Annotated in this window: 11 protein-coding genes; 6 read left to right on the top strand and 5 right to left on the bottom strand. The window is 71.3% G+C overall.

Annotated elements, in window-relative coordinates; all coding sequences use genetic code 11:
- Positions 1-582 precede the first annotated feature (582 nt).
- A complete protein-coding gene (locus AB0G59_RS28840; protein ID WP_360917646.1) occupies positions 583-1,221 on the top strand; it encodes a hypothetical protein in 639 nt (212 codons plus the stop codon).
- Positions 1,222-1,257: 36 nt separating this feature from the next.
- Positions 1,258-3,924 (top strand): Helicase associated domain protein, encoded by a 2,667-nt coding sequence (locus AB0G59_RS28835; RefSeq protein WP_360917643.1) that lies wholly within the window; start codon positions 1,258-1,260, stop codon positions 3,922-3,924.
- 32 nt (positions 3,925-3,956) lie between these two features.
- Here the strand turns inward: AB0G59_RS28835 and AB0G59_RS28830 are convergent, their stop codons facing one another.
- Complete coding sequence (locus tag AB0G59_RS28830) at positions 3,957-4,223, bottom strand: hypothetical protein (RefSeq protein ID WP_360917640.1); 267 nt, start codon at positions 4,221-4,223, stop codon at positions 3,957-3,959.
- A gap of 201 nt (positions 4,224-4,424) precedes the next feature.
- Here AB0G59_RS28830 and AB0G59_RS28825 point away from each other — a divergent pair, with 201 nt between their 5' ends.
- Entirely contained in the window at positions 4,425-4,571 is a 147-nt protein-coding gene (locus AB0G59_RS28825) for a hypothetical protein (protein ID WP_360917637.1), read from the top strand.
- A 171-nt stretch (positions 4,572-4,742) separates the two neighbouring features.
- Here the strand turns inward: AB0G59_RS28825 and AB0G59_RS28820 are convergent, their stop codons facing one another.
- Positions 4,743-5,531 (bottom strand): CPBP family intramembrane glutamic endopeptidase, encoded by a 789-nt coding sequence (locus AB0G59_RS28820; protein WP_360917634.1) that lies wholly within the window; start codon positions 5,529-5,531, stop codon positions 4,743-4,745.
- Positions 5,532-6,053: 522 nt separating this feature from the next.
- Between AB0G59_RS28820 and AB0G59_RS28815 the strand changes: the two genes are divergently transcribed.
- On the top strand, positions 6,054-6,395 hold the full coding sequence (locus AB0G59_RS28815; RefSeq protein ID WP_360917632.1) for a hypothetical protein: 342 nt from the start codon (positions 6,054-6,056) through the stop codon (positions 6,393-6,395).
- 35 nt (positions 6,396-6,430) lie between these two features.
- Here AB0G59_RS28815 and AB0G59_RS28810 read toward each other — a convergent pair whose 3' ends face one another.
- Positions 6,431-7,285, bottom strand: coding sequence for a hypothetical protein (locus tag AB0G59_RS28810; RefSeq protein WP_360917629.1), 855 nt, complete (start codon positions 7,283-7,285; stop codon positions 6,431-6,433).
- An 82-nt stretch (positions 7,286-7,367) separates the two neighbouring features.
- Here AB0G59_RS28810 and AB0G59_RS28805 point away from each other — a divergent pair, with 82 nt between their 5' ends.
- Positions 7,368-7,868, top strand: a complete 501-nt coding sequence (locus AB0G59_RS28805; RefSeq protein ID WP_360917626.1) for a hypothetical protein — start codon at positions 7,368-7,370, stop codon at positions 7,866-7,868.
- 236 nt (positions 7,869-8,104) lie between these two features.
- Here the strand turns inward: AB0G59_RS28805 and AB0G59_RS28800 are convergent, their stop codons facing one another.
- Together AB0G59_RS28800 and AB0G59_RS28795 are read right to left on the bottom strand one after the other, a co-directional pair.
- Complete coding sequence (locus tag AB0G59_RS28800) at positions 8,105-8,779, bottom strand: DUF402 domain-containing protein (protein WP_360917623.1); 675 nt, start codon at positions 8,777-8,779, stop codon at positions 8,105-8,107.
- Positions 8,780-8,948: 169 nt separating this feature from the next.
- Positions 8,949-9,830: a replication-relaxation family protein gene (locus AB0G59_RS28795; protein WP_360917620.1), complete on the bottom strand. Its 882-nt coding sequence runs from the start codon at positions 9,828-9,830 to the stop codon at positions 8,949-8,951.
- Positions 9,831-10,376: 546 nt separating this feature from the next.
- On the opposite strand from AB0G59_RS28795, the gene AB0G59_RS28790 reads away from it, so the two are divergent.
- Positions 10,377-10,920, top strand: a 544-nt coding sequence (locus AB0G59_RS28790) for a hypothetical protein (RefSeq protein ID WP_360917617.1), incomplete at its 3' end; no start/stop codon positions are given.

Genomic DNA, 10,920 nt, shown 5'->3' with positions numbered 1-10,920 from the left:
ATAGCGGCCCCGCAGCCGCCCCCACTGGGGTGTGTGGGGGCCCGCCCGCGGAGCGGGTACCACATCGCTGCGCGATGTGCAAGCGGGACGGTCGCTGCGCTCCCTTTGCCCGCGCGGTGCGCGGGCGGTCCCCTCCGCTGCGCTCCAGGAACCAGTGGGCCGGCCCGCGATGCGGGACCGGGGCGGGGGCGGCCGCGATGCGGCCAGCCCCCGGGCGATTGCCGGGGTGTCAGTTGCGGCCTGTGGGGCCTCCAGTGAGTGGGGCTCGGGCACTGCGTGCCCGAGGGGGGCGGGTCCGCTGCGCTCCCCCGCCTGACGGTCCCTCCGGCTGCGCCTCCAGAACCATTGGGGCCCGCTGACGCGGGCCGGGCTGGCTAGGAGGGGTGGGGGTCGCTCGTTCGTGTCGGGTTCTAGTGTAGTGGGTGCATCAGGATGATGCAGCATGTACCGTTGGCGAAAACACCAGACACCCCCCAACCAGCCGGAGACCTTCCAACATTCCGAGAGGAACGGCCGCAGATGACCGGTCACCACGAATCTACCGGACCAGATCCCGCACTGAGCAGCGATTCTGTGCGCCGGGTGACGCAGTACCAGACCGCGGGCGAGAACGCCCGGTTGAAGCTGTTCGCGCTCCTGGAGGCGCAGGGCGTTCCCACGAGCGAGGCGGACGACCTGGTGGCCGCGCTGGAGGCCAGAGCGGTCGCCGGGGCGCAGTGCGAGGTCGTGGAGCCCGATATGTACCCGGGCGCCAGCGGCGAAGAGTTCAGGGAGGGCTGGCACGCGGGTGTGACGGCCGTGAGCGAGGCCCTGGTGGGCATCGCCGACCGGGACTGGGCGCGGCGCGGCGGCCGGTCGGCCGGGGCTGCTGAGCTGGCCGTACATATCGCGAACGTGCGGCAGCGTGAACGGGCCGACCTGGTGCGGCTGGAGAGGTTCGTCCGGGAGACCGTGCTGCCCCGCACGCACCCGAACACCACGCAGCGGCGCCGGGTACTGGAGGCGCTGGGCGAGGCCGGCGGTCTGTGCACGGCGCGGACGGTGGAGATGTCCAGCGGTGACGTCATCCTCTGCACGCGCGAGGCCGGCCACTACGACCCGGACGACCTGCCGGGATGGAAACGCGGGAAATCGGACGGGACGCCCGGCGGCTGGCATCGCGCGGGCGGGTCGATCTGGAGCGACGCCGGTGGGACTTGCACCCCGCACACCGCCGTCTAAAAGACCACTAGAATTCCGACATCGGGGGGGCAAGCAATGTCAGCGATTCGACTCAAGAAACACCAGGTGGATCAGCGGTCGGCGTTTCGTAAGTGGGTGGGATTCCCTGCAAGGTCATCCGTGCCCTCCCAGGGGGCGCGGGGCACGATCGTGTCCGCGACCGGCTCCGGCAAGACGATCATGGCTGCCGCGAGCGCCCTGGAGTCGTTCCCGCACGGCCGGATCCTCGTCACCGTGCCGACCCTGGACTTGCTGGTACAGACCGCCCAGGCGTGGCGGCTGGTAGGGCACCGCTCCCCCATGGTCGCGGTCTGCTCGCTGGAGAACGACCCCGTGCTGAACGAGCTCGGGGTGCGCACCACCACCAACCCGATCCAGCTCGCCCTGTGGGCCGGGAGTGGACCCGTCGTCGCGTTCGCCACCTACGCCTCTCTCGTGGACCGCGAGGACATCGACGCACCGATGGGGCAGGGGAAGGTCCGCGGGCCGCTGGAATCCGCTCTGGCGGGCGGGGAGCGGCTGTACGGGCAGCGCATGGACGGCTTCGACCTCGCGATCGTGGACGAAGCCCACGGCACCGCCGGTGACCTCGGGCGTCCGTGGGCAGCGATCCACGACAACGCCCGCATCCCCGCCGACTTCCGGCTGTACCTGACCGCGACCCCGCGAATCCTGGCGGCTCCCCAGCCCCAGAGGGGCGCGGACGGCCAGGAGCTGGAGATCGCGTCGATGGGCCAGGACTCGGAAACCTACGGGCCGTGGCTGGCCGAGCTCGGCCTCTCGGAGGCGATCGAGCGGGGCATCCTCGCCGGCTTCGAAATCGACGTGCTGGAGATCCGCGACCCCTCCCCGATCTTCGGGGAGTCGGACGAGGCGCTGCGGGGCCGGCGCATGGCGCTCCTGCAGACCGCGCTCCTGGAGCACTCCGCGAAGTGGAACCTGCGCACCGTGATGACGTTCCACCAGCGGGTGGAAGAGGCCGCCGCGTTCGCGGAGAAGCTGCCGGAGACCGCCGCCGAGCTGTACCTCAACGATGTCTCCGACGACGACCTGGCCGCCGCAGACCGGCTCCCCGCGTCGTCGATCGACGCCGAGTTCTACGAGCTGGAGGCCGGCCGCCACGTCCCGCCGGACCGCGTGTGGGCGGCATGGCTGTGCGGCGACCACCTCGTCTCCGAGCGACGCGAGGTCCTACGCCAGTTCGCCAACGGCATCGACGCCAACAACCGGCGCGTGCACCGCGCGTTCCTCGCATCCGTACGGGTCCTCGGGGAAGGCGTCGACATCACCGGCGAGCGTGGAGTCGAGGCGATCTGCTTCGCCGACACCCGCGGCTCCCAGGTCGAGATCGTCCAGAACATCGGCCGCGCACTCCGGCCCAACCGCGACGGCACCACGAAGATCGCCCGCATCATCGTGCCCGTCTTCCTCCAGCCCGGCGAGGACCCGACCGACATGGTCGCCAGCGCCAGCTTCCGCCCCCTCGTAGCCGTCCTCCAGGGCCTGCGCTCCCACGACGAGCGCCTGGTCGAGCAGCTCGCCTCCCGCGCCCTCACCAGCGGCAAGCGCAAGGTCCACATCCGACGCGATGAGGACGGACGCATCGTCGGAGCCGGCGGCGAGGGCGACGGCGAGGAACAGGACGACACCGAGGCCGCAGCCGAGTCGGCCCTGCTGCACTTCTCCAGTCCCCGCGACGCCGCGACGATCGCGGCCTTCCTACGCACCCGGGTATACCGGCCGGAGTCCCTGGTGTGGCTGGAGGGCTACGAAGCCCTGCTGCGCTGGCGGAAGGAGAACGAGATCACCGGCCTGTACGCCGTCCCCTACGACACCGAGGTCGAAGTCGGCGTCACCAAGGACTTCCCCCTGGGCCGATGGGTGCACCAGCAGCGCAAGACGCTCCGCGCCGGCGAACTCGACCCCCACCGCAAGGAACTGCTCGACGCCCCCGAGGCCGGGATGGTCTGGGAGCCGGGCGAGGAAGCGTGGGAGGCCAAACTCGCCGCGTTCCGCTCCTACCGGCAGGCCACCGGGCACCTCGCCCCCCGCCAGGACGCGGTCTGGGGCGAGGGCGAGACGATGGTCCCCATCGGCCAGCACATGGCCAACCTCCGCCGGAAGGGAGCAAAGAACGGCCTCGGCAAGGACCCGGAACGAGCCGCCGTACGCGCGGCACAGCTCACGGCGATCGACCCGGACTGGGACTGCCCGTGGCCGCTGGACTGGCAACGCCACTACCGCGTCCTGGCGGACCTGGTCGAAGCCGACGGCAGCCTGCCCGAGATCCAGCCTGGCGTACTGATGGACGGCGACGACATCGGCAAGTGGCTCCAGCAACAGAAGCAGCCGGCCGCGTGGGCGCGGCTCTTGCCCGAGCAGCAGGAGCGGCTGTCCACGCTGGGCATCAAGCCGCTCGAGGCACCGTCTCCCGCCCCGGCGACCGCGCGCGCGGCGAAGGGCCCGGGCAAGGCACAGCAGGCGTTCCAGCGGGGCCTGGCAGCCCTCGCCCAGTGGGTCGAGCGGGAAGGCACCCACCGGCCCGTACCAAGAGCCCACGGCGAAGAAATCGCGTTCGCCGACGAGACCGAGCCGGTGATCGTGAAGCTCGGCGTATGGGTCTCGAACACCAAATCGAGGCGCGACAAACTCACCCAGGAGCAGCTGGACGCGCTGCGGAAGCTGGGCGTCGACTGGGCATGATCGCCGCTGTCCGGGCGTAGGCCGACGGTGGTCTACGCCCGGTACGTGGCATCGGCGTGCTTGATGTACGCGGCGGCCATGGCCGCGACGCCCTCGGCGGTGACGCCGCGTACCAGGAGCTCCACGCGCTGCCCGTTGACGCCGATGCGGACCACGCCCGAGCCCCACACCGACATGCCATCGCCTTCCTGGATGGGGCCGATCTCGGTCTCGACGATGCCGTCGTCGTGGAGGGGGAAGCGGGTCCATGCCGTGTGGATGTGCAGACGGCGTCCGGGGTCCTCCTCCAACTCCTGCATCGAGAACCATGGGCGTCCTTCGAGGAATCCCATTGCGGCAGCCACTTCATCAAGTGCCGCCGCAACCTCCGAGAGCCACGCCCGCGAGGGCGGGACCAGGTCCAGATGCGGCTCCCAGGAACAAGGGCGCCGGGGCGGTCGTCTGCTCACGTTCCGGGATTGTGCCGAGCACCGCGGCCCGTGTCCGGCAGACTCTCCGCCGTGGACGACGATGACTTCTCACTGACGACTGTCCTTCGCAGCGAGCTCACCGCGTACCTCGAAGGAGTCGAGGACATCGGCGATATCGACGTCGACGAACTGGCCGGGCACCTCGCCATGCGCGCCGAGAGTCACTTCGGCATGTAGCCGTAGCCCCGGCCTTGTCAGTGCTCGAGCGCGGGAAGACCGGCCAGGCCGGTGTCGAGCATGCGGGTGCCGGGGCTTCCGGCTTCCGTCGGCGCGGGAGAGTGACCCGGGCCTCCGCCAGAAGGATGTCGACCGCCGGCTCCCCCAGAAGGTCGTCCACTCCGGCAAGGCTTATGCCCAGGCGAAGGCGTACGCGTCATAGAGGCCGTGGCCGAGCAGGGCTGGGACGAGGGAGCGCTGCCGTAGGGCGGCTGCGGTGAGGATCACGCCGGCGAGGGCCGCGTGAGCGACGTTGACGCTGCCGCCCAGGTGGTGTCCGGCGGCGAACCAAACCGTCGAAATGGTGATGGCGGCTGCCATCAGCGACCACCGAAGCCACCGGTGGGCCGTCCAGTTGCCGCGGTGCTGCGCCGTGAGCAGGGCCAGCCACAGCGCCAGCAGCGGTGCGCGGTAGAAGAGTTCCTCCAGCGGGGCAGGGGCGATCAGGCCGTAGCAGAAGCGGACCAAGGTGGAGGTGTCGGCAACGGCTATGGAGCGCGGATCCTCGGCATCGGGAACCGAGATCAGGCCCGGGAGGAGGTCAACGAGCTCGGCTCCCGCCCACAAGGCCGCCGCGGTGGCGAGCCCTGCAACCGCCCATTGCACGGCCTGACGCCTCGATGCCGGCCGTAACCCCAGGCCGTCGACAAACCGGCCAACAACCGAGCGCACCGGGATGTGCCCCACGCAGATCAGCACGGCCACGGCCGTGAAGCATGCCGCGCCGCCCGTGAAAACAAAGAAGTCGCGGGGGCTTTCACCGTCCCACGGGACGAATCCGGGCACGAAGACGAACGCTTCCCGCACCGCTTGCGCCCCGAGCACAGCGGCGAACCACATGGCGAGGTATGCCAGCGGGCGGATCGCCCGGCGGCCCTTCGCCAGCAGGCGGTGCATACGACCGCCGAGGGCGCGTGTCACGCGGTGGCCGTTCGCCTTCCCCTCCGAAGACGGCGGTCGAGCACGGTCCCCGGGATCCGCTTCAGCGGCGCGTACGCGGCGGACGGGGGCAACCGAACCAGGTCCGGTGCTGAGGGAACAGCGGGCAGCGGTCATGGGCGGTGATCCTACGGCGCAGGCGAGTCTGCGGGGGCCTGTGCCGGACGCCGCCGGCTCAGGCCGAGGAGCGCTTCCGGGAACCGCCGGCGCCGTACACGCCCTGGCCCCGCTTCTACATGAGAGTTTTTGCAGGTCAGGGCTGCAACGCACCCTGTGTCGCGCCTCATGTTGCAGGGCTGTGTTGCAGGACGCACCTCGGGTCGCGGCATAGCCCGGAGTTCGTCGCCCGGGTGGCCCGGCCTTCCGCTCCGTCGGAGGACCGGGTCCGTCCGTGCCGTATGCCAGCCCCGGGCGGCTGGTCTTCCTCGAAGTCCCTTCCCCCAGTGATCTGACGCAGCAGAATCGGGGCGTTGACGCAGCCGCAGTACGGGAGGGCAAGGGCTTATGGGGATGCAGGACGTGTGGGTACGGGCGCAGAGCACCGTCTACGGCAGCCGGACCGTGCGAGCGGACACGATCGTGCAGGTCAAGTGGGAGCACCAGTCGTCCCAGTACCTCACGCTCGTCGTCAAGGGCGGTGACGAGGTCCACCACCAGGTGCGCCCCTACGGATCGGGCGCCGAGCCGCTCACCGAGAAGGACGGCGCCGCGCTGGCCAACGGGCTGCTGTCCGCCATGGCCAAGACCGCGGCTGTCCCGGGCAGTCACCTCCTGGTCCTCGACGGCACCGGACTGCAGTGGTGCCGTACGGCGATGGACAGCACCGGTGAAGAACTCGCCTCCTAAGGGACACCCGGCCGGCTTGCCCCACCCGCTGCCGGTCAGGACGTTTCACCCGCCGCGCCCCAGCCGTCCAAGAAGCGGGCCAGGGCGCGGCGCTGTTCTTCCTCGCGAGCGATCTGCCGCGCGAGCACGGCTCGGTCGATGTACGGGTCGACGGCGTCGAGGACCAGGCGCTGCAGCTCGTCGGGTTCGAGGGCCTCGACCTCCCACTGCACGGGGTGGGCGGGATCGAGGCCGTAGCGGCGGGCGAATGCCTTCCACCGAGGATCGCCCCGCTTCCCCTCGGCCGCCGGCAGCCCGTACGCGCGCACCTGGTCGTAGGTGAGCGCGACCCGCCAGACACGGTCCCAACACGCGGTGCGCTCCACCCAGTCGCGTTCGATATCAATCCCCGAGGCGTCAAGGTCGCCGATGTACGCCAGATGTGCCTCCCGATGTTCGTGGGCCATACGCTCCCGTACGACATCGGCGTAGGACTGGGACCCGAAGCCGCGGACCACCAGGACCGGGATACCCAGGTCGGAGAGCCAGCCGGTCAGCTGCTGGCGCAGGGTGTCCTTCTCCGCCGCCACGTAGAGCGCGTGCTCCTGGCCCTCGGTGCGGTCCAGGCGGAACCAGTCGGGCATCTCGCTGATGAACGCGCCCACGTCCGGCCAGGCCGGCGGCACGTGGACTTCGCGGACGGTGTCGATCAGCTCGGGGAAACGGCCCTCGCGGCGCGCCTGGGCGAGCTGGGCGGACAGGCGCCGGTACATCGGCGCCGTGTGCGGCAGCGCGCCCACGGACACCAGCCGGTACATCACCTGACGCAGCGTGACCTTCAACGGCGCGTACCCGTTCACGATCTCCCGCGCCCGGTCCACCACGACCGGCCACCGCACCCGCTCCGTCATACCGGTACTTGTACCGCTCCCGCCGACCGGGCGGCGGGAAGCCGTCAGAGTGTCCGGGCACGAGCCGGGACGTTGAACAGACATGGACCTTCACGCCCTCGGCCGGATCGGCACGCTGCTGCACCGAGCCCACACCGCGCTCAGCGCCACGGACGCCGTCCAGGAGCCGGGCAGCGACAGGGCGCAGGCCGTAGTGGTGGGCGGCGGGCTCGGCGAGGCGCGCGAGCTGATCGGGCAGGCCCGCGACCACGTCCTGGTCGTCTACGCCCTCGCGAATCTGCGGATCGGCCTGCCACAGGACCGTCCGGCACGCATCCACGACACCTACACGGCGCTGGCGAGCGCGGCGGACAAGCTCGGGGTGACCACCGGCGCCTCGCCACCGAGCCCCACGGCGAGACTGGCGGATGCGTGCCGGGACATGAGCCGGGCTGTGATGCTCCTGGCGCCCTTCCTCGGCCCGAGGACCACAGCCGGGGCCAATCCTCACACGCCGGTGCGGCTGGCCACCCACCTGCAGCTGGCCGCCGAATCGGCCGGTGTCGAGCCCGCGCCCCACCCCCACTCCGTCACCTGGAGCTGACCGCCCGCCCACGCACCGGCAGCTCCGGTCTGCCCGGCCGTCCGCAGGGCCACCCGGCCCCAGGATGCAGAGCGACGCCTCTCCCCTCGGCTATCGCGTGGGAAGAGGTGTCGCCGCTGTCGGTGGGCTTGCCCAGAGGTACTGATCTGCGAGAACGCCCGGTGTCCGGTTTGGGCGGCTCCCCCCTTCGGTCACACCCTCGGTCCCCCGCTGGAGTCAATCGTCCAGCCAACGGTTCAGCCGCCTGTCGGTGCAACCCCTTTCGGGACCGTCGCGGGGCGCGGGAGGCTCGGGGCGGGCCAGGCCGGGTTCCACCGCCAGGACATCCACGCGGCGGCGTCGGCGAACGGGCCGGAGCGCTCGGCGAGCATCGCGAGGGCCTGGGCGCGGGCGGCGTCCACGGCCTGGTGCTCGGTGTCGGTGACGATGCCGAGCCGTCGCACGTGCGCGTACTCGTCTTCGTCCTTCCAATGCCAGCTGGTCAGGTCGGGGTCGACGACCAGGTCCACGGTGAGGTCGAAGGTGTCGAACCCGTCCGTCGTGCGGCGGGTGGGGTGCTCGAAGTTCACGTACCAGTTCCGCAGCCCGCCGCTCGTGTAGAAGGCGTTGACGCTGAACCATGCCGCCGCCGGCTTCCACATCAGCAGCTCGGTCTCCTGCCACACCGCGTCCGCGAGCTCCCACGTGCCGGTCGCCATCGCGTCGAACGCCTCGGTGCGCACCGACCGGTCTCCGTCGGCGCGTGCCTTGGCGTACAGGGCGGGCCAGCGGGTCTCGGCTCCCGGCGGGCAGGCGGCCATCAGGGCCTCGCTGGTGTCGGCGACGACGCGCAGCGCGTGCTCGCTCCATACCCGGCCGGAGCGGTGAACGTCGCGCCGTACGACCGTCTCCCCCGCCTTGAAACTCTCCACCGAGTCCTCCTCCGCGACGGCCCGCCCGGAACGTCCGGCGGGGATGGGCACCACCTCAGCGCGGCCCGGCCGGGCTGGGCAAGCCTCCGTCCGGGGACGGCTTGCCCAGGCTCCCCTTGGGCTTGCCCAGCGCCTGCGGCGGGCCGCGGTGCCGGCCCGCCGTCACGCTTTACCGCGGTGCCGGCACCGCGGCCAGAGGCCGACGGTCCTCACCATGGCCGACGACCCGCCACACCGGCCGGTCGGGCCCGTGCGCGGTCAGCAGGGGGAGGGTCGTCGTCGCCACGGTGATCCGCCAGTTCGGCCGGGCGCGGTCGTGGAAGGCGGCCTCCCTCGTTGCCGGGGCCGCGCGGCGCTGGGCGGGGGCGAAGACGAACAGCAGCGGCGGGAAGGGCCGCTCCATCGACGGCCCGGCGTAGGTTTCCTGCCAGTGGGAGCGCGGAGCGCGGGCGGCGTTACCGCGGCCGGACGCCGGTGCGCCGCGGTAGGCGTCGTAGCGTTCCAGCTTGGCGAGCAGGCGGGCGTAGGACATGGTGCGGTCGATCTCCACGAACGCGTGGGAGCCGTTGTTCAGGAGCGCCACGCCGTCGGGCACCAGGGAGCCGGCCGGGGTGGGGTGGGCGACTTCCACCTGCCAGTCGGTCTGGTCGGCCGCCCCGGCGTGGTGGAAGGCGACGACGGTGTCGACGAGGGCGAGGGCATGCTCGCGCAGGCCCGTCTTCGCCGCCGCGCGCTGCCCGGTGGTCCGGCCGGCCTTCGGTAGGAGTTCACCGGATGCGGCAGCTTCGGCCAGGCCCGCCGGGGTGCAGTACCAATAGCTCTGCTGGGCACGGTGGGTCCGGCCCACCAAGCGGTCGTCGAGGAGATTGCGCAGCGCGCGGCGGATGTAGTCCGTCTCCTGGTGGTGCGGCAGCAGGAGCGCCTTGAGCTGGTGAGGCGTGGCCAAGCGGAGCTGGGCGAGGGTGAGGAGGACATCGCCCCGGATCTCCGCTCCGGCCTTCGCCGGCGCGGTGCGTGCGCGGGGCCGGGACGCTTCTCCAGGCATATCCATGCTGGGAGAAGAGGAGTTGCAACCCGCCTGGACGGGCGGACAAGGGGTGTGATCAGCAACAACGGCCAGACGGCGGCTCGAGGCTGTGGGGCTGGGAGCGGGGCTCGCCGCAGGGCCCGTTGCGGGGCTCGCTGCCGCGGCGGCATCCGACGCGCTCGGCATAGTCGGCGTGGTCGGCGGGGTGGGTGCGGTGGTCATCGCATCCTCGGGCTTCTCCGGCCGTACACGGCCGGGTCGGTGACAGGTCCAGCCGCGTTGCGCGAAGCGGTACGCGGCTGGGGCCACCGTGAAGAAGCACCCCTTGACCAACGTCTGGACCAACTCGCTAGCCCCACCCCAACACCGCCCCGATACGACCCCTTTCACCCCTTGCACAGCTGGTTTGTCCGTGACCAGCAGCACAACCGTCCGCAGAGCGTGCGCCGCCGGGCGAGGAGGGAGGCTTCTCCCCCGCTCGGGCGCGGTCTTTATCCACAGGTGATCCATTCCAGGCTCTGTGGTGAGGCCGCCGCGACCAGCGAGGCGACCCGTACGTGAGGAGCCGTCATGCCCGACACCACCATCACGCCGCTCGCTCCGATGACCCCGGACGCGGCGATCAGCGCGTTCAACTACCTCCGGGCCGTCCAGGCCGACGACACCGTGGCCGCTGCCGAGTTCGCCGGTGCCGAGCCGCGGATGCCCGCGCTGCTCGTGGACGTCGCCGAGCGGATCGTCGTCCCGATCACCGCGCTGCTCGGCTCGGACATGGCCGTGCCGTGTGACGACGCCTTCGTCCTGGAAGCGCTCGGGCGGGTGTTCATGACCACCCTGCGCAGCTGGGCGCAGGCCGGGCCGGACGTGGCGGAGGGCATCGCCCACGCGGTCATCGACTTCGCCGCGCAGATCCTCACCGAGGATCACGAGGACATCGCCGACATCCTCCGCCAGCTGGAGGCCGACGCCCTGGGCCAGGCCCTCGATGCGCACCCCGCACCGGCCGGTGCGCACCCGGTGAGCCTCCGCCAACTTGAAGTCGCTGGTCAAAGAGCTGGTGTGACCCGGATCTCGGGGTGCTCACGCTGGTTGCGGGCGGCTGTCTGCGGAGGAG

The sequence above is a fragment of the Streptomyces sp. NPDC021096 genome, assembly GCF_040641275.1.
Taxonomy (GTDB): Bacteria; Actinomycetota; Actinomycetes; order Streptomycetales; family Streptomycetaceae; genus Streptomyces.
Note: the sequence above shows the minus strand (reverse complement) of the source record. Positions and strands in the feature narration are given on the sequence as shown.

What these genes read in the sequence shown, in the direction of transcription:
- AB0G59_RS28815 (WP_360917632.1), top strand. Translation starts at nt 6,054, where the DNA reads ATGGGGATGCAGGACGTGTGGGTACGGGCGCAGAGCACCGTCTACGGC.
- AB0G59_RS28810 (WP_360917629.1), bottom strand. Translation starts at nt 7,285, where the DNA reads ATGACGGAGCGGGTGCGGTGGCCGGTCGTGGTGGACCGGGCGCGGGAG.
- AB0G59_RS28795 (WP_360917620.1), bottom strand. Translation starts at nt 9,830, where the DNA reads ATGGATATGCCTGGAGAAGCGTCCCGGCCCCGCGCACGCACCGCGCCG.
- AB0G59_RS28805 (WP_360917626.1), top strand. Translation starts at nt 7,368, where the DNA reads ATGGACCTTCACGCCCTCGGCCGGATCGGCACGCTGCTGCACCGAGCC.
- AB0G59_RS28835 (WP_360917643.1), top strand. Translation starts at nt 1,258, where the DNA reads ATGTCAGCGATTCGACTCAAGAAACACCAGGTGGATCAGCGGTCGGCG.
- AB0G59_RS28830 (WP_360917640.1), bottom strand. Translation starts at nt 4,223, where the DNA reads ATGCAGGAGTTGGAGGAGGACCCCGGACGCCGTCTGCACATCCACACG.